Here is an 18775-nt window from a genome sequence, read left to right as displayed (position 1 = left end):
AGTTAGCTCCTTGCCTTTCCGCAATTGCTACAGAATTTACCTTTGTTGACGGTTCCACACTCACAGGTCCACTCCGCTGCCGGTGCAGGTTTTCCACACTCACTGCAGAACTTTCCGGTATTCACGGTTCCACATTCACAAGTCCAGCTATTTACCGGAGCCGGTGCAGGTTTTCCGCACTCACTGCAGAACTTTCCGGTATTTGATGCTCCGCACTCACAGGTCCAGCTATTTGCCGGGGCTGCTGTCTGCTGTGGTGCTGCTGCCTGCTGTGGTGCTGCCTGTGGCTGTGTTCCTGCCATGCCTGCTGTCATGGCGTTCAATCCTTCCATGGAAGTGTTAAACTGCTGCATTCCCATGCCGACGCCCATGAATCCTGTCATCGCACCGCCTGCATTGGAACCTGCGTCACGCACACCTTCTGTTAAATTCTTAACAGCCATACCACGGAGCACACTTGCATCTCCACCTAACATTGCACCTTCATTTCTCATGTTGATGAGCTTCTGGGATTCCTCATCATAAGAAACGCTTGCAATACCGACTGCCTGGATTTCCATACCACGTGTCTGGTTCCACTCTTCATCGAGTGTAGTAGACATATATTTTCCAAGTTCTCTTGCTTTGGATGTCACATAGGAAATACGTGTTCCGTCTGCGGACATCTGGTTGATGGAGGACTGTAATGCCTCTAAGAACTCTGACAGATACTGCTCGTTGATCTCATCGATCTCCACTCTGTCTGCGTTTCTCGGAATTACTTCTGCATAGAACTGGAGTGGATTGGTAATCTTAACGGAATATGTACCATGCGCTCTTAAGAAAAGCTCGGCATTATAAAAATTATCAAAGTAATTGATCGGATTTCTCGTGCCAAACTTGATCCCTTTAATTTCCTGCAGATTGATAAAGAATACTTTCTGCGCAGTTGGTGTCTGACCGCCATATTTAATACGGTTAAAAGAATCCTTTAATGAATCTCCAAACTGTCCGTTAAACAATGATGGCAGGGAAGAGTTATCCACTTTGTAATATCCCGGTTCTGCCGTGTAATCGACTACCTTGCCGCCATCCACTAACATCATGAACTGATTGTCATAAACATGGATGATCGAACCATTGGAAACTGTGTTGCCTGTTCCCTTGGTATTCTGTCCTTTGCGGATCAGCACACCGCTTGTAAAGACGGTTTTGTCGCTCATGTCATCTGCTTCGATGACCTCTAACCACTGATCTGCAAGTGTTCCTCCGATCGCCTGTCCAATTGCCTTAATAATTCCCATAACATATCCTCCTATACGTGATTGTAATCTACTTCATAAAAACGATGAAGCGTCCAAACTTTTAAATTGATCGGTGTGATTGCAAGCCCGCAGTACTCGCAGTACATTGCCCCCAGATTGGTGACCGGTGCACCGCAATGCGGACAGGTTGTTCCGACAGCATTGTCGATTTTTGCTATCTTCTCATCCTGAATATACATGACCTCAACATTATACTTTGTCTGCTCCAATCGGTTTTCATCCCCTGAAACCACTGTTCCATCTTTCTTTTTATAATGAAGATGTTCCACAGCACTCTGAAATGTAATGATACATTTTCCCTGTTTTTTTCATAGTTGGAAATCTCCGTCCGGTGAATCCGGATCTTTTCGTATACTTCCCGGATTCCTTCCGACCGGTTCATTTCAATTCTATTTTCTACCTGCGCTTTTAATTCCTCTGAAGCATCCCGGATCAGCGAAACATTCCCGGAATCAATTGCCTGCAAAGCGGAAACCAGCATATTCTCAGCCTTATTCTTAAACTGCACCAGATTAAAATCCGGAAAATCCCTCTGGATCTGCGGTTCAAAGATCCGCGTCATCCCGGACACGGATTTCGGGGTGGCTGCAAGCTCATCTGCCTGCTTATTCCATCCCTCCACCAATGAATCTGTCCCGAATAAAGCCTGGGAAACATCCTCTACTTTTCTTTTGATTTTCCGGTATGCATAATAACCGCCACCTGCGAGCACCGCCAGTATGACGATCACCGGAATCCAGTTATTCATCGTCGCCACCTAATCCCTTCGGACATCCCAAAGATAACCACTTTAAGTATCCGTTGATAAATAAATCTATTTTTCCATCCATTACGCTGTCCACATTTCCGGTTTCCACACCTGTACGATGATCTTTGACCATCGTATATGGCTGCATGACATAGGATCTGATCTGGTTACCCCAGCCGATCTCTGTGACCTCACCGCGGATACCGGCTGCCTTCTCTGCATTTTCCTGTTCCTTCAACAGATACAGTTTTGCCTTTAACATCTGCATTGCCTTATCCTTGTTCTGGTGCTGGGAGCGCTCATTCTGGCACTGCACGACAATTCCGGTCGGAAGGTGCGTGATCCGGATTGCAGAGGAAGTCTTGTTGATATGCTGTCCACCGGCTCCGCTGGAACGGTAAGTATCAATTCTTAAGTCATCTTCATTGATCTCAATGTCGAGATCTTCCTCGATATCCGGCATAACATCACAGGATACAAAAGATGTCTGGCGCTTTCCAGCCGCATTAAACGGAGAAATACGGACCAGACGGTGTACGCCTTTTTCCGATTTCAGATATCCATACGCATTCTCTCCATTGATCTGGAATGTGATGGACTTGATGCCTGCCTCATCCCCGTCTAACGAGTCTAAGACAACCAGCTCATATCCCCTGCTGTCTGCCCATTTGGAATACATGCGGAACAACATCTGTGCCCAGTCACACGACTCGGTTCCACCAGCTCCGGCATGTAATGACAGGATCGCATTATCCCCATCATATTCACCGGAAAGCAGTGTCTTAATACGGATATTGTCAAAAGTTGTAACAAACTCATTCAACATCTCCTCAATCTCCGGGATCAGGGAAGCATCATTCTCCTCATACCCCATCTCGATAAGTGTCTCTATGTCGTCAAACTGTGTTGCAAGCTTCTCATAAGTTGCAACATCATCCTTCATACTCTTTAAGGTTTTCATTTTATTCTGGGAAACGACCGGATCATTCCAAAAATCGCCGTCTTCCATTTCCCGCTCTAATTCCTGGATTTTCTGCTCTTTGTCAGCCAGGTCAAAGTGAATCCCTCACTTCCTGCAGCGGTCCTCTGTATGAATTCAGAGTCACTTTAAATTGATCAAGTTCTACCACAGTATCACCTCTTTCATTTTTTATCTGACAGACTCTTTTATCTGTCTGTTATTTTTATTGTAAAGTAAGCTTTGATTTTTGGCAATGTTTTCGCACTACTTTTAAGGTAAAAAAAGAATTGCAAGTCCGATCGACGCGCCGAGCGTGTCAATGCACACATCCATCACCTCTGCCGACCTTCCCGGTATAAAATACTGATGAAACTCATCTGTAGCCGCATAAACTGCCGCCGTGAGCAGCGCCGCAAGAAACTGTCGCTTTTCTTTTTTCAGGATTCCGCGGTAAAATGTAAAAGAAAGCAGACCTAATATGGCATACTCTGTCATATGGGCTGCTTTTCTTACCGGATATTCGATTTTTTCTGCCATGGTCAACTGCTGTTTTTCGGTCATATCCAGATGGAGCGTATCATTGGCACGCTCCACCAGACGATGACACAATCCGCCACTCACTTTACTCGATTCCGTCGCAGGCTGATTGGAAAAAGAAAAAATCAGACACATCCATGCTACTGCCAATATCCCTGTAACGATCCGATAAAGTTGTTTTTTCATGCTATTCTCCTGTTATTTACTGGATTTTATCCTTTAAAACCTCTATCGCCTTCTGAATCTGGTTATCATATGCCTCGTCATAAGAAGTTGCATCTTTGTCGAGATATTCGTATTCCAGTTCAATATCCGGCTCAATTCCGACACCGTGAATATAATTTCCGTTCGGAGTAAAATATTTGGCAGTCGTAAGTTTCACTGCGTCCCCATCCTCCAACGGGAAGATTGTCTGCACAATTCCTTTTCCAAAGGTTGTCGTTCCGATCAGAGTGCCGTACTGATAATCTTTGATCGCACCCGCCAAAATCTCGGATGCACTGGCACTCTCCCCATTAATCAATACCGCAATTGGATAATCCAGATAAGTATCCCCGCTGGAAGTGTAGTCCTGACGGTTTCCGTTTTTATCTTCTGTATACACAACTGTTCCCTCCGGCAGAATATCATCCAGAATCTGGACAACTGCGGTCACCATACCACCGGGATTATATCTCACATCAATGATCAGTGCTTTCATTCCCTGATCTTCAAGATCTTTTACTGCCTCCTCAAATTGTGTTGCCGTCTCTGTCTCAAAGGAATCAATATGTACATATCCGATACCATCCTCGAACATCTTGTGGGACACACTTGGCAATGTAATGTCCTGTCTTTCTACATCAAAGGAAAGATTTTCCTCGGTAGACGGACGGTAAATCTCCAGATGGACAGTCGTTCCCTTCTCTCCGCGAATCAGTTTTACCAGTTCCGAAAGTTCCATGGAAGCAGCCTCTGTTCCGTCCACGGAAACGATCACATCATCTTTTAACAATCCTGCTGACTCAGAAGGGGTTCCCTCATAAATCTTGTTGACTGTTACCACCATGGTATCCTTATCCTGGCTTAACCCTGCACCAATTCCATAGTATTGACCTGTCGTAGATACCTGAAGCGCCTGATAATCTTCTGCATTATAGTAAACAGAATATTTATCTCCCAATCCATCGATCAGACCTGTATACAGTCCATCCTGCAGTTTCTCATTTTCAATGTCATCATAATAATAGAGCTTTGTGTATGCAGTCAGTTCATTGATCTTGCTGACCGTATCTGCGTCGAGCACCGCGCCTTCTCCATCATCTGCACTTTCCTTATTCGTGATAAGAATCTGTGAGTTGGTTGCCAGACATGCCACGTTGATTCCTGTCCAGCTTATCAGAAGTGTTCCGATCACACCGATCACAATCCCTTTGAATGTGCTTCCTTTTTTCTTCTTTGGAGTCTCTTCCGCTCCAGTTTGATCCAGTTCATAATTCTGCTGATCCATAAATTTCCTTTCGCAGCAATTTCAAAACATTTTTGCTGCATCCTTTCCATGTAAACATATGCATAACCACGCCTCCACTTTCATAGCAATTGAGAAAAATGCCGAGGTGCCGGTTTTATTTTCCATAACCTTTACAAAACAGAAAAAAGAGATTGTACACAAAATGCCGTTTCTGATTTCCGGCTTTCGTGTGGCAACCTCTTTTTATATACTTTATCTGCCTGATTCCCGGAACGCTTATCAGCCCTTGAGATAACTCCACGGACTGACATAACTTCCGTTTAATGATACACCAAAATGTAAATGATTTCCAGTAGAAATACCTGTACTTCCAACGTAGGCGATCGTCTGACCTGCGGAAACTGCTGTTCCTTCCGAAACTGCAAGCGAGGAACAATGCATATAAACGGTATAAAGTCCGCCGCCATGATCGATCATCACGTAGTTTCCGGCTGCACTGCTGTAATTTGCCGCCTTTACGGTACCGTTTGCCGCTGCAACGATCGCCGCACCTGCTGAGGCACCGATATCAATTCCTTTATGGTTTGAAGACGCTCCTGAAGTCGGTGAAACCCTCGTTCCATAATCACTGGTAACCCTTGTACTTGACGGACACGGCCATGTGAAAGCTCCACCTGTATAAGGATTGTCTGCTACCTCTTTTCCCTCTGCAGCCGCTTTGGCTGCCGCTGCCGCTTTCTCAGCCTCGATCCGCTTGATCTCCGCTATCAATTCGTTCTGCGCCTGTATCTCTGCCTCAAAATACTTTGCATCCTCCTGCGCATCCGAAATATTACTTGTGATGCCTGCAAGCTCTGTCTCCTTCTGGCTCATCAGTGCTGCAACAGACTGCTTCTGGCTCTCCACATTCGCTTTCATATTTTCCAGATCAGCGTAATCCTGTTCAAGCTGTTCTTTCGCCACGGTGATATATTCAATATTCTCCGTGTACTCATCCAGCTTTTGCCTGTCATACTTCTGGATCTCTGCGATATACTCTGCCGTATTCAGAAACTCTGCCACGCTGTTCGATTCCAGAAGCTGCTCCAGATACGTTGTCTGGCTGTTTTCATACATATACTGGATACGGGTTTTCATATCGTCATACTGTTTTTGTTTATCTGCTTCTGCCTGTGCTAATTCTGCCTCGGCATCTGCAATCTCTGTGCTTTTGTCCGCAAGCTGATTTTCCAGTGAAGTGATCTTCGATGAGATATCCACAAGTTCATTGTTCAGTTCCTGAACTTTGTCCTCTACATCACCTTTGGAATCCTTCAGATCATTGATCAGCTCTTTCGCAGCTTTTAACTGCTTTTCCAATGCGGCTTTTTCTTTCTGTGCTTCCTTGAGCGACGTTGATGATGCATCTCCTTTTGCCTGTGCCGTCAGCCCTGTTGCCATCGTGAGAACAAGTACCACCGCCAGAATGCGGCGTAAAATGTTTCTTTTCTTCATAAAATTATACTTTCAAATGCTTTCTGATTGTGATGCGGCTGCCAATAAAACCAATGCCGACACCGAGTATCAATGCTACCGGAACCAGTGTATGGAACACCTCATCTACCGGTAAAAATTTCATCATATTGCTGATAAAACTGAACTTCTCCCCGATGTAATCAATGATCCGTCCATAAAGGACATACAGGATGCCAAGCGGAATCGCTGCTCCGATCAATCCGATCACAATACCTTCTACCACAAATGGTGCACGCACAAAATAATCGGTAGCACCGATCAGTTTCATAATACCAATCTCTTCTCTTCGCACAGAAATACCAACGGTGATGGTATTACTGATCAAAAAGACTGCAACCCCCAGCAGGATAATAATAATTCCTGCGGAGACATATCCAATCAATTTATTAAAATCGGTCAGCGTATTCGCTACAACTGCTGACTGTTTTACTTCCCGGATACCGTCCACTGACTGTAAATAGGTCACTAACGTCTGCTGCATGGAAATGTCATTCATATAAATGGAATAGCTGGCGTCATTTGCCAGTGGGTTATCCCCGGCAAAACTCTCCGCTGCTGCTTCGTTTCCTTCAAAGTAAGTCTGCTTGAAGCTGTCCCATGCATCATCCGCTGAAACAAATTCCAGATTTGATACCTCTGCCCTTGCACGGATCAGATCCCCAATCTCATCAATCTTATCCTGTGAGATTCCCTCGTCAAAAAAGACTGTTACAGCAACGCCGGACTCTGCATCCTTCACCATGGACTGGAAATTTGTCACAATCGTATAGAACAGACCAAACAAAAAGATACATGCGGTCATCGTTGCAATCGACGCAAGTGAGAACATCTTATTCTTCCAGATATTCTTCAGTCCCTGCTTTATCGTGTAGAAAAATGTACTAATCCTCATCGCTATAATCACCCTCGCTGTCCTCAACGACAACGCCTTTCTTCATAGTGATGACACGCTTGTTCATTGCTTTCACAATCTCAAGGTTATGTGTTACAACTACCACTGTAGTTCCACGGCTATTGATCTCTTCCAGAAGTTTCATGATCTCCCATGCATTATGATTATCCAGGTTACCGGTTGGCTCGTCCGCCAGTAAAATCTTTGGCTCATTGATAAGCGCTCTTGCGATCGCAACACGCTGCTGCTCACCGCCGGACAACTGCCTTGGATAAGAGCGGTACTTTGCAGCAAGTCCTACCATAGACAGCATGGATGGAACATTCTTCTTAATGCTGCGGTTTGACTCGCCGATGACTTTCTGGGCAAACGCAACATTATCATAAATGTTTCTGTCTTTTAACAAGCGGAAATCCTGAAATACAACGCCGATATTACGGCGGAATTTCGGGATTTGCCTTCTTTTGATCTTGTTCAGTTTCTTATTGTTTATCGTGATCGTACCCTCTGTTGGTTCCAGTTCTTTCAGCAAAAGCTTGATCAGTGTAGATTTTCCTGAACCACTGTCACCAACAATGAATACGAATTCGCCTTCTTCAATGTCAAGACTTACGTCATTTAACGCAGGGATTCCTGCTGTATATGACTTACTGACATGTTCCAACTTAATCATTGCTTCCTCCTAAATTCTAGTAATCCAATGACTCCATATATTTCATGTATTTTACAACCATCAATGCGATCTTAAATGTAATGGCATCTTCAAACACACGAAGATCCAGTCCTGTGTACTTCTGAAGCTTATCCAGACGATATACCAGTGTATTTCTGTGGATGTACAACTGGCGGGATGTCTCGGAAACGTTCAGGCTGTTCTCGAAGAACTTGTTAATTGTGGTAAGTGTCTCCTCGTCAAAGTCATCCGGTGATTTGCCATCAAAAATCTCTTTGATGAACATCTTACACAGCGGAATTGGGAGCTGATAGATCAGACGTCCAATTCCCAATGTGGAGTATGCGATCACATCTTTTTCCTCAAAGAAAATCTTTCCTACATCCAATGCCATACGGGCTTCCTTGTAAGAACGGGATACTTCTTTGATCTCATTTACAATTGTTCCATAAGCGACATGAACATCATTCTCAGCATCTGCACGGAACAGGTTCACGATCACTTCTGCTGTCTTGTTCAGTTCATCGTATCCCTCGTTGTCTGCAACTTCTTTCACCACGATGATGTTCTTCTCATCTACCGCAGTGACAAAGTCCTTGGATTTGCCACCGAAGATTCCTCTGATCTTTTCCAGTTCATTGCCATCTTTCTCGCGGTTCGTCTCAACGATAAATACCACTCTCCGGACTTCTGTATCAATATGGAGTTTCTTTGCTCTGTTATAAATATCAACCAGCAGTAAATTGTCCAGCAAAAGATTCTTGATAAAGTTGTCTTTATCGAATCTCTCCTTATATGCTACCAGAAGATTCTGTATTTGGAAACTGGCAATTTTACCCACCATGTAGACATCGTCACTGTCTCCGTTGGCAAGCAGGATATACTCTAACTGGTGTTCATCAAACACCTTGAAAAACTGATATCCGTTCACCACCTGGCTGTCTGCAGGTGACTCCACAAATGCCTGAGCAGGTTCTACATACTTCTCTGCGTCAGGAAATGTAGCAGCCAAAATCTTTCCCTCGACGTCAATAATGCATAAATCAATTCTGGTTATTCCCTTCAATCCATCAATTGTGTTCTGAAGTATCTGATTCGAAATCATAAGCTATGCTCCTTCTCTGGTCGATTCTGTTCAACTTTCACAAAAAAAATCGTACTTTTCTCCCTCAATAAAAATACCTAGATTACATTTTAATGCAAAACTGCAAAAAAATAAAGAGGAAATACATATTTTTTTATGCATTTCCTCAATTCTGCTGGAAATTTTACCTCTAATTCCCTGTATACAATCTCCACAAAAAAATTTCCTGTCTCTCTGTTTCATCCTTAGTTCTTATGATATTCCAGAAATCCCTCGCCAAGTACTTCGCGGACATCTGAGACAATGACAAACGCATCCGGGTCCACCGATGCCACAATATCTTTCAGTTCTACAATCTGCTTCTTGGAAACAACACAGTAAAGCATGCACTTTTCATCACCGGAATACATTCCTTTTGCATATAGACCGGTTGCTCCACGGTCCAACTCAAGCAGGATCTTTTTTGCCACTTTTTCATACTGGTCTGTAATGATGAACGCCGACTTGGAATATTTAAATCCTTCCATCAGACCATCCGACACTTTCGTTGTGACAAAAATGGCAACAATTGCATACATGGCTGCCTTGATACCGAACAGATATAAACCGGTAAGCACGATCATCGCATCTAATACCTGCATGATCTGAACCACGGAATAATGTCTGATAAAATGCTGGATCAATACTGCCAGAAGTTCCGTTCCACCCGTAGTAGAACGCGCTAATAGGATCAGTCCCATACCGGCTCCACCGATCACACCACCAAAAATCGCGGCAAGGAAGTAATCCTGCTGTGTCAGGTCGATTGCCGGAATCACATAAATCCACGCAGACAAAAGTACCGTACCCACAACTGTCCGCCAGATAAACCTCTTTCCTTTAAACTTCAGAGTCAGAAAAAACAGTGGCACATTCAGCCCGATATTGGTCAGCCAGAGTGGGATTCCTCCCGGAACAAATCTTTCTGTCACTGCCTTGATCACAATCGCAAGTCCTGTAAAACCTCCTGTGACAAGACCGATCGGATCATACAGACACTGGATGGCTGCCGCTAACAGTCCCGTCCCCACGATCATCATCAGATAATCTATCACTATGGAACGTTTATTGATTAATTTCTGCATTTCTACTACAATTCCTCTTCTTTTTCATCATACTTATTCATACTGTTGACCAACTTGCCACGATGTATGATGCTTTTCAAACGAGCAAGTACTCCGTGCTTTTTCTTATGTACCGGTACCCCTCCGATTCCATACCAAATGTTTGCATTCATTTTATCCCGATGCTCATATAAGAACTGCTCCTGCATCGGAGATGGCAGTACAGATATGATCACATCCGGTGTGGTCGCATTCATATCATTGATCACTGCTTCCAGATCCCCCACACAGGTCTCCACTGCATATTCCCCTGCAAAGATCAGTTTTGGATAATCTTCTGTCAGTTCTGCTTTTAAAGAATCAATTTTCTCCTGCGTGTCACCAAGTAAAAAACACTTTTTTTATTGCGCTCTATCCGTTTAAAAAATTCAAAATAAAAATCGTTTTCTTCCGTTTCCCGGATTCGCTGCATAGATTCAAGCCCCGCTGCCTGAATAATCTCTTTCTCTCCAATGATTGCAAGATCCAGGGAACTCATAACTTCCTTTAATACCGGGTTTGTCTCCGAATCGATCAGCATCTGTAACGATATGCTCTCAATCGTGTTAAGGACATTATTGCTCAAATAGCGTTCCACACACATAATCGCTTCCCGCACTGTGTAGTTGTCCAACTGAATTCCCAGTATATCAACTTTCTTTATCATTCAACACTCCTGGTTATTTTTCTCAACTCAAGAAAATTTATGCATGTAGTATAGCAAACCTCTTTTCATTTTTCAAGTTTTGTTATAAAACGCGATAGATTGAGGAACTTTTTTATTTACCGTTCACTCAGCAGTAACCTTTTTACGTTATCTGACAATTTTTACTATTTTTTGCATTTATCTCATTACAATAATTGCAAGCTTTTTTCATTTTTATTGTAAACTTTATCACATATGTACAAAACGTATATTCGATTTTTTTACTATGTAAACCACTTTTTCAACATAAAAAAATGTGGATAACGTTGATAACTTCGTGTATAACTTTATTTTTTGGCATTTTTCGACCTTTTTCACGTGGAAAACTTTCTCATAACTTTACCTCTTTTGGGGATTATTTCCAGACCACTTTATTTTTTTGTGCACTTTTCATAAATGATATTTTTCAATTTTCTGTCTGTAAAAAAGTACCGCATTACTTTCTGACTTTTTACCCGCAAAAAAAGAACTGCCATCATTTGCGATGACAGTTCCGATAATATCTTTTTTTAGAAAATTCTTCTTACAGAAAGTACATTACGATATGTAGCTGTTGAATACTTAATACCACTGGATGGTGTACTTGCATGAACAATTGTGTTATTACCTACATAAATTCCAACATGTCCACTGTAACATACAATATCTCCCGGCTGTGCCTCAGATAAGCTTACTTCATATCCGGCACTTCTCTGTCCACTGGAAGAATGTGGAAGACTGATACCAAATGCAGCATATACAGACATTACAAATCCGGAACAGTCTGTACCGTTTGTCAGACTGGAACCACCATAGACATATGGGTTACCAATAAACTGGCTTGCATAGCTTGCAACTGCCTGACCATTGGATCCACTCGGTGCCGCATAAGAAGCTGATGAACCGCCGGAACTGCTTGTACCGTCCGAAGATGACGAGTTCTTGGAAGATTTCTGTTTTGCCTTCGCTGCTGCAGCGGCTGCCGCCTGACGCTCTGCCTCTTCCTTGGCAAGTCTTGCTTCCTCTTCCGCTTTGGACTCAGCGGTTACATAATCTGTCCAGAGATTTACATAATCTGTGGATACATAGCCATCGCCTTCCTCAGTTGTAACAATGACCCATCCGCTATCCTTCATAGAATCATCAACAACAACGAAATCATCTCCCTCGCCAAGCATTGTTAAAATACCTGCCTCTGTGGAAGGCTCCATTCTTACATATAAGGTTGTCGTTGTTACAGTTGCATATCTGGTACTTACCTTCTTTGCAAGTTCCTCATCCCCTGTTACAACATACTCGCATTTGACATATCCGGTAACACTTCCGGATGTGATCTTATACCAGCCATCTTCTGTTGTCTCTAAAACAGTGGCTGCAGAATTGTTATATAACTTACCTAACACTTCACTGTCTGTGTTCGGTTCTGATCTGACATTCACATAATTATCTACCTGTGCGATTGCAATGTCTGCGTACTCAGATGCAACCACTGGAACATCATTCTCACTGACCTGCTCCTCTGCCTGGGCTGCTGCCTCTGCAACTGCCTTGTCACTCTCGATCAGACACTGGGAAAGCATTTTGGAAAATCCTGCTGCCGGAGAACCATTTGAAGAAAGTCCGGTTGCGATCACTGCAGACACACCACCGGTCTGTGCACCATAAGTTCCGACTCCTGTTCCACTAATTACAATAGCACCTGCCAGCAAACAGCTTGCTATTCTCTTCATTCTATAATTCATCTTGTATATTGCCTCCAAGAACTATTTGTTACGAATTTGTTACATTTATTACATGGTTATTATAACAAAGTGTCCTGGCACTGTCAACAGCAAGACTTTGTCAGATTTTACCAAATATAGCATGAATATTTTATGTATTTTTATTTCCATAAAAAAACAGTTCCAAAGTATCGCTCACATGGAGCTCTCTGGAACTGCTTTTCCTATTTGATTGCGATTGCTTCGATCTCAAGCATAACATCCTTCGGAAGACGTGCAACTTCCACACAGCTTCTGGATGGGAAATCTGCTGTAAAGAAAGTCTTATACACATCGTTGATGGCGCTGAAATCATTCATCTCTTTGATGAATACCGTTGTCTTAACTACATTGTCCATATTGGTTCCGGCTGCTTCCAGCAAATTAGAAAGATTGGTAAGTGCCTGTTTCGCCTGAGCCACAGACCCCTCCGGAATCTCTCCTGTCTCCGGTACAACCGGGATAATGCCTGATGTATAAACCATACCATTTACTTCGATTGCCTGTGAATATGGTCCGATTGCTGCTGGTGCTTTTTCTGTACTGATTACTTTTTTCATGTTGTTAGTCCACCTTTCTGATACTTCTTTCAGTTATTTCCACACGATGTTCCTTATATAAACGTCCCACCGCACGTTTGAAAGCATTTTTACTTAGTCCGGTCTCTCTCTTAATGACTTCCGGGGATGCTTTATCTCCAAATGGAAGCACTCCGGCAAATTCCTCAATAACCTGCATCACCTTCTCAGCATCCTCATCCATCTGCAGGTATGCCTTGTCACGCAATGACACATCCAGTTTTCCATCCGGCTTTACTTTTGTCACTTTTGCCTCGATCACATCTCCGATACGAAGTTTGCTTGTATCTTCATGTCGTGGGATCATAGCGGAATATTTATCATCCACTGCAACAAAGGTTCCGAAATTATCACTGAACTCATAAACTCTTCCCTCTACATGGTCTCCCTCTTTGTATGGAGAATCCGTGGAAAGCAGATCATAAAGCTTTTTCATACTCGCACAAAGTCTGCTGCTCTTATCAATATAAAGTGTTACCAAAACCTCATCTTCCGGCTGGACTTTCATTGTCATCTCTTTATAAGGAAGAAACAGATCTTTTTCGAGTCCCCAGTCAAGGAATGCACCGATTTTTCCAACCTGTGCCACACGCAAAACAGCAAGCCCTCCAAGAGTGATCTTTGGCTGATTTGTCGTTGCGATCATCCGGTCTTTGGAATCCTTGTACAAAAACACTTCAAGTTCATCCCCGGTCTTTGCATTCTCCGGAACCTGTTTTGCCGGAAGAAGCACACGTTTCTCCATATCCTGCTCTTCCGCGAGATAAACTCCAAACTCCACTTTCTTTACAATTGTAAGTTTCTGATACTGTCCTAATTTTAACATTTTATTTTCCTCTAAACTGCATAATGGCATATGGCACTTTCTGCTCATCTGCCAACACAATGGTTACTCCGTTCTGCTGCTCATAAACCTCCGGGTATAACATGTTCCCGATGACTGCAGCCTTTTTGTATTCCACCCGGATACTCTCTGTCTTAAAATTCTCCGGCAGATATTCCTCTGCCACAAGAATATATTTTCCATTATTCATATGATGATTGGTGTCAATATGAAAACGCTGTACTAAAACCGGCTCTTTCTCCACCGGAGTGCCCTCTATCCTGATCTTACGATCTGCCCATTCATATTGTATCGCCTCATCCATCACCGGGATATAAGCATCCTGCACTTCTTTTGCGATCCGCACCGGACGCATCGTGGCAGTATCCATGTAAACCCAGACGGAATTGGCAAATGCACAGATCTCTCCCGCTTCATCCTTTATTGTAAAGTTACGATAACCGTAAAATCCCTTGAAGCTATATGGCCAGGTGCTCACCGTAATATGCTCCGCAAGCTTTGGATAGCGGTTCATGACGATCTCCCAGGACGATAACACCCACGCAGCATGATGCTGTTCTAAATACTCCACACCGATATTCATATCTTCTGACTGAAATGTGCAGCAATTCTGCAGATAATCGATCAGTGCCGGCAGCGTAAGCTGTCTTTCACTGTTCACTTCACTATATCTTACCCTGCTTTTAAAATCATACATATCCTGTTCTCCTGATCAAAATAAGAAATTATCTTCTCCAACGCACTGTGCTGCCACCCGGAAGTTTTTGCATGATTGGAAAATGTCAATTTCCCATGATGGAACAAAGTTTCCTGTTACACAAAAATAGCACCACTTCCGTGGTGCTTTCTAGCAGGGCTACAAGGATTCGAACCTTGAAATGACGGAGTCAGAGTCCGTTGCCTTACCGTTTGGCGATAGCCCTATGTATTGTTGTTTTCGACTTTTGCGCCGTCAACAATAGCTATTATATACACCCTTAATAAAAATGTCAAGCATTTTTTTCAAAGATTTTTAGATTTTTTTCAACCATTGCATATAATACTTCGTCACCCCAGGAAATATCAGCATTTCCGCTGGTTGCCTCGGTCACTTCTTTTTCAAAAGACTGCTCTTTTTCCTTTGGAACCATGAGGATCAGTTCCACTTTCTCTGTATAAACGGTATCAATCGTTGTCAGTTCATCTTTTGCGATCAGATACTGTAATTTTCCAAGTCCATTGTAATCCGTTCCGATCGTCAGTTTTCTTCCAATCTGTTTATCAATGATCACACTATTTTCCAATCCGGTCTGCGTCGCTTTCTGGTAGGCACGGACAAGACCGCCTGTTCCCAGAAGTGTCCCGCCAAAATAACGGGTCACTACAACGCACACATTATGTATCTCTTCCTTTAATAATACGTCCAGCATTGGTCTTCCTGCTGTCTGTGCCGGTTCTCCGTCATCCGAGCAACGGCTGATTTCCTGTCTGTCCCCGATCACAAATGCAGAACAATTATGTCTGGCATCCCAGTATTTCTTTTTCATTTCATTAATAAAAGAAACCGCTTCCTCTTCGCTGCTTACCGGACGCACCGTCGCAATAAACCGGGATTTTTTCTCAACAATTTCGCCCTCGCCACCGGCATATACTGTTTTCATCTCTTATGGCTCCTGATCTGTTTCTTCGTAGTGATTCAGTACTTTATCATTACGATTCTTCTATAATAATGTATACTTTGCTGTTTTCTGTATCAAAATACTATCATGAAATAAATATAAAATGCAATACACAACGGAATCAATATTTTCACTTTTTTCTTTATTATGACACATTTATTTGATATAATACATAGACGGTGGTTTTTTAGACATTTGATCAAAAAGGAGACTTATTATATGAATTATGGAAAGAAAGGTTCGAAGAAACGCCAGGCCGAACTGACTTCCAAAGGCATTATGTACGGCAAAAAAATGCGTGTTATTTTTTGCAAGGTATTGCTCGTATGCTGTTTTGCAGTTGCAATTATAGGTGGAAGCCTTGGATTTGGCGTCTATAAGGGCATTCTGGATTCTGCGCCATCCATCGATGACATCGACGCAACACCTACCGGTTATCTTACAACCGTGTTAGATAATCAGGGCAATGAGATTGCCACTCTGGTAGCTTCCGGTTCAAACCGTAAAAATGTAACAATCGATGAGATACCGATCAATCTGCAGCATGCCTTTGTTGCAATCGAAGATTCCCGTTTTTACGAGCACAATGGTATCGACCTTACCGGTATCATCCGTGCCGGCGTTACCGGCATCGCTTCCGGCGGTAATTTTTCCCAGGGTGCCAGTACGATCACACAGCAGCTTTTGAAGAACACTGTGTTTACCGAGTGGACGAGTGAGACATCCTTCATCGACAAACTGGAGCGCAAGATCCAGGAACAGTATCTTGCCGTACAGCTTGAGAAAAAAGTCAGCAAAAACTGGATCATGGAAAATTATCTGAACGCCATCAACCTTGGTCAGAATACACTTGGTGTGGCAGTGGCTTCGGAGCGATATTTTGGAAAAGATGTCTCAGAACTGACGCTCTCTGAATGTGCTGTTTTGGCAGCCATCACACAGAATCCGTCCAGGTTTAATCCGATCTCCAACCCGGAGAAAAATGCGGAGCGCCGCATGAAAGTATTAAACAATATGCTGGATCAGGGATTTATCAGCCAGAGTGAGTATGACGAAGCTGTGGCAGATAACGTTTACGACAGGATCCAGTTAGTCAACGTAGAATTGCAGGACAATGGCATCAATTCCTATTTTATTGATGAGCTGACCGATCAGGTCATCCGCGATCTTGTGGAACAGAAGGGTTATACTGAGACACAGGCATACAAGACACTCTACCAGAGCGGTCTTACCATTTACTCTACACAGGATATGGATATTCAGAATATTGCCGATGAGGAAGTAAACAACCAGGACAACTATACATCCAGTCCAAAAGTTTCTTTCTCCTACCGTGTTTCCATCCGTTCGACCGATGGTTCTGTAAAGAACTACAGTGAGCAGACGATGCTTTCTTATTATAAGAATAAGGACAATCCAAACTTCAAGAGTACGAATTATTCCATCAACTTCGCCTCTGAGGAAGATGCAGATGCCGCTATTGAGCAATACAAAGCAGATATTATGCAGGAAGGTGATGAGATCGTAGATGGAAGCGAAACTGTTATCTATACTTTACAGCCACAAGCTTCCCTAACAGTCATTGACCAGTCAACCGGCGAAGTAAAAGCAATCGTTGGCGGCCGTGGCGATAAAACAGCAAGTAAAACCCTCAACCGCGCCACCGATACAACCAGACAGCCTGGTTCTACCTTTAAAATCCTTGCTGCCTACTCCGCTGCGCTTGATGCAGGTGGACTTACCCTTGCCTCCGTGCAGGATGATGCCCCTTACACTTATGCCGGAGCAAATGGAAAATCTGTTAATAACTACGACAGACGTTACCGTGGTTTTACCACTTTAAGAGAGGCGATCACAGACTCCATCAATATTGTAACCGTAAAAACACTTGCACAGGCTGGTGTTTCCCTTGGCTGGCAGTATGTACAGGAATATGGTTTCACAACCGTTGATTCCCGTGATATGAATGAAGCCCTTGCACTCGGTGGTATCACGCAGGGTGTATCAAACCTTGAACTTACCGCTGCCTATGCTGCAATCGCAAATCAGGGAACTTATATCAAACCAAAGTTCTATACAAAGATTTTAGACCACGATGGCAATGTTTTAATCGATAATACAACACCGGAATCCCACACGGTTATCAAAGATACTACCGCATGGCTCCTGACAAGTGCCATGGAAGATGTTATGACTTCCGGAACCGGTACTTCCGCTTACTTTGGCAGTTCTATGGCCCAGGCTGGAAAATCCGGTACAACGACCAGCAGCCGTGATGCGTTATTTGCAGGTTACACACCTTATTATACCTGTGCTGTCTGGGGTGGCTATGATGATAACGCCATGCAGAAAGGTTCCGACACAAACTATCCAAAACGTATCTGGAAAGCTGTTATGAAACGGATACACGAAGATCTTGCTTACAAAGATTTCACAAAACCAAGTGGAACTGTTGCAGTCGCCGTATGTAAAGAATCCGGAAAGCTTCCAATCGAAGGTGTCTGCGATCACGATCCCCGTGGAAACTGTGTGATCACAGAATATTTTGCACAGGGCACAGAGCCAACCGAATACTGTGATCATCACACTGTAGCCAATATCTGTACCGCTTCTAATATGTTAGCCGGCAGTTATTGCCCTGCTGAAACCGTTACCACCGGAGTATATGTCACCGGCGGTTCTGAGACAACCGAAGATGCGCCTTACCTGTTAACAGATGCATTCTTAAGTCAGACATGTACCGTACACAATGAGTTTAACTCCACTTACACCGGAACAAACTCCTTCCCCGGATCAACCGGTGTCAACCCGATCGGTGCTGATCCGGCAGGTGATGCTTCTACGCCTGATGCCAGCACCACCACAACGGATCCAGCTGCCACAACGGATCAGAGTGTTGATGGTCAGTAAAATATTTAAACATAAAAAAATGTACACGTACGTA

19 protein-coding genes and 1 tRNA gene are annotated in these 18775 nt (G+C 43.4%); 1 reads left to right on the top strand and 19 read right to left on the bottom strand.

Annotation, left to right across the window (positions count from 1 at the left end; all coding sequences use genetic code 11):
- Window positions 1-2 precede the first annotated feature (2 nt).
- The 19 genes from ROSEINA2194_RS06975 to ROSEINA2194_RS06890 all read right to left on the bottom strand — a co-directional run bounded on the left by ROSEINA2194_RS06975 (window position 3) and on the right by ROSEINA2194_RS06890 (window position 15813).
- On the bottom strand, window positions 3-1283 hold the full coding sequence (locus ROSEINA2194_RS06975; protein WP_007884906.1) for an SPFH domain-containing protein: 1281 nt from the start codon (window positions 1281-1283) through the stop codon (window positions 3-5).
- Window positions 1284-1294: 11 nt separating this feature from the next.
- Window positions 1295-1513, bottom strand: coding sequence for a zinc-ribbon domain-containing protein (locus tag ROSEINA2194_RS21870; RefSeq protein WP_252832560.1), 219 nt, complete (start codon window positions 1511-1513; stop codon window positions 1295-1297).
- On the bottom strand, window positions 1459-2052 hold the full coding sequence (locus ROSEINA2194_RS06970) for a hypothetical protein (protein WP_007884904.1): 594 nt from the start codon (window positions 2050-2052) through the stop codon (window positions 1459-1461). Before ROSEINA2194_RS06970 ends, ROSEINA2194_RS21870 begins: the two co-directional genes overlap by 55 nt.
- A protein-coding gene (gene prfB / locus ROSEINA2194_RS06965) for a peptide chain release factor 2 (RefSeq protein WP_118203323.1) occupies window positions 2045-3182 on the bottom strand; the annotation gives its coding sequence in 2 pieces (ribosomal slippage) (window positions 2045-3106 and window positions 3108-3182; 1137 coding nt in all). The genes ROSEINA2194_RS06970 and prfB overlap by 8 nt, the downstream gene beginning before the upstream one ends.
- A 101-nt stretch (window positions 3183-3283) precedes the next feature.
- On the bottom strand, window positions 3284-3736 hold the full coding sequence (locus ROSEINA2194_RS06960) for a VanZ family protein (RefSeq protein WP_007884902.1): 453 nt from the start codon (window positions 3734-3736) through the stop codon (window positions 3284-3286).
- 16 nt (window positions 3737-3752) lie between these two features.
- The gene (locus ROSEINA2194_RS06955) at window positions 3753-5039 is read right to left on the bottom strand and encodes a S41 family peptidase (protein WP_007884896.1); all 1287 of its coding nucleotides are present in this window, start codon (window positions 5037-5039) and stop codon (window positions 3753-3755) included.
- A gap of 240 nt (window positions 5040-5279) precedes the next feature.
- Window positions 5280-6494: a murein hydrolase activator EnvC family protein gene (locus ROSEINA2194_RS06945; protein ID WP_007884894.1), complete on the bottom strand. Its 1215-nt coding sequence runs from the start codon at window positions 6492-6494 to the stop codon at window positions 5280-5282.
- Between the two features lie 4 nt (window positions 6495-6498).
- Window positions 6499-7407, bottom strand: coding sequence for a permease-like cell division protein FtsX (gene ftsX / locus ROSEINA2194_RS06940; RefSeq protein WP_007884893.1), 909 nt, complete (start codon window positions 7405-7407; stop codon window positions 6499-6501).
- Window positions 7397-8080, bottom strand: a complete 684-nt coding sequence (ftsE, locus tag ROSEINA2194_RS06935; RefSeq protein ID WP_007884892.1) for a cell division ATP-binding protein FtsE — start codon at window positions 8078-8080, stop codon at window positions 7397-7399. The genes ftsX and ftsE overlap by 11 nt, the downstream gene beginning before the upstream one ends.
- Window positions 8081-8096: 16 nt before the next feature.
- Window positions 8097-9185, bottom strand: a complete 1089-nt coding sequence (locus ROSEINA2194_RS06930; protein ID WP_007884891.1) for a PucR family transcriptional regulator — start codon at window positions 9183-9185, stop codon at window positions 8097-8099.
- Between the two features lie 224 nt (window positions 9186-9409).
- Complete coding sequence (locus ROSEINA2194_RS06925) at window positions 9410-10288, bottom strand: YitT family protein (protein ID WP_007884888.1); 879 nt, start codon at window positions 10286-10288, stop codon at window positions 9410-9412.
- A 5-nt stretch (window positions 10289-10293) separates the two neighbouring features.
- On the bottom strand, window positions 10294-10611 hold the full coding sequence (locus tag ROSEINA2194_RS21865) for a WecB/TagA/CpsF family glycosyltransferase (RefSeq protein ID WP_252832561.1): 318 nt from the start codon (window positions 10609-10611) through the stop codon (window positions 10294-10296).
- A gap of 8 nt (window positions 10612-10619) precedes the next feature.
- Window positions 10620-10973 (bottom strand): hypothetical protein, encoded by a 354-nt coding sequence (locus tag ROSEINA2194_RS21860; RefSeq protein WP_007884880.1) that lies wholly within the window; start codon window positions 10971-10973, stop codon window positions 10620-10622.
- 548 nt (window positions 10974-11521) lie between these two features.
- Entirely contained in the window at window positions 11522-12733 is a 1212-nt protein-coding gene (locus tag ROSEINA2194_RS06915; RefSeq protein ID WP_007884876.1) for a C40 family peptidase, read from the bottom strand.
- 203 nt (window positions 12734-12936) lie between these two features.
- Complete coding sequence (locus ROSEINA2194_RS06910) at window positions 12937-13311, bottom strand: RidA family protein (RefSeq protein WP_007884872.1); 375 nt, start codon at window positions 13309-13311, stop codon at window positions 12937-12939.
- Window positions 13312-13315: 4 nt separating this feature from the next.
- Window positions 13316-14185 (bottom strand): CvfB family protein, encoded by an 870-nt coding sequence (locus tag ROSEINA2194_RS06905; RefSeq protein ID WP_007884871.1) that lies wholly within the window; start codon window positions 14183-14185, stop codon window positions 13316-13318.
- Window positions 14157-14870 (bottom strand): acyl-[acyl-carrier-protein] thioesterase, encoded by a 714-nt coding sequence (locus ROSEINA2194_RS06900; protein WP_007884869.1) that lies wholly within the window; start codon window positions 14868-14870, stop codon window positions 14157-14159. The genes ROSEINA2194_RS06905 and ROSEINA2194_RS06900 overlap by 29 nt, the downstream gene beginning before the upstream one ends.
- 154 nt (window positions 14871-15024) lie before the next feature.
- Window positions 15025-15096 (bottom strand) — tRNA-Gln (locus ROSEINA2194_RS06895).
- Between the two features lie 66 nt (window positions 15097-15162).
- Complete coding sequence (locus ROSEINA2194_RS06890; RefSeq protein ID WP_007884865.1) at window positions 15163-15813, bottom strand: YigZ family protein; 651 nt, start codon at window positions 15811-15813, stop codon at window positions 15163-15165.
- Window positions 15814-16050: 237 nt separating this feature from the next.
- Between ROSEINA2194_RS06890 and ROSEINA2194_RS06885 the strand changes: the two genes are divergently transcribed.
- Window positions 16051-18741 (top strand): transglycosylase domain-containing protein, encoded by a 2691-nt coding sequence (locus ROSEINA2194_RS06885; RefSeq protein ID WP_081453884.1) that lies wholly within the window; start codon window positions 16051-16053, stop codon window positions 18739-18741.
- The last annotated feature ends 34 nt before the right edge of the window (window positions 18742-18775 follow it).

The sequence above is a fragment of the Roseburia inulinivorans DSM 16841 genome (assembly GCF_000174195.1).
Lineage (GTDB): Bacteria > Bacillota > Clostridia > Lachnospirales > Lachnospiraceae > Roseburia > Roseburia inulinivorans.
Note: the sequence above shows the minus strand (reverse complement) of the source record. Positions and strands in the feature narration are given on the sequence as shown.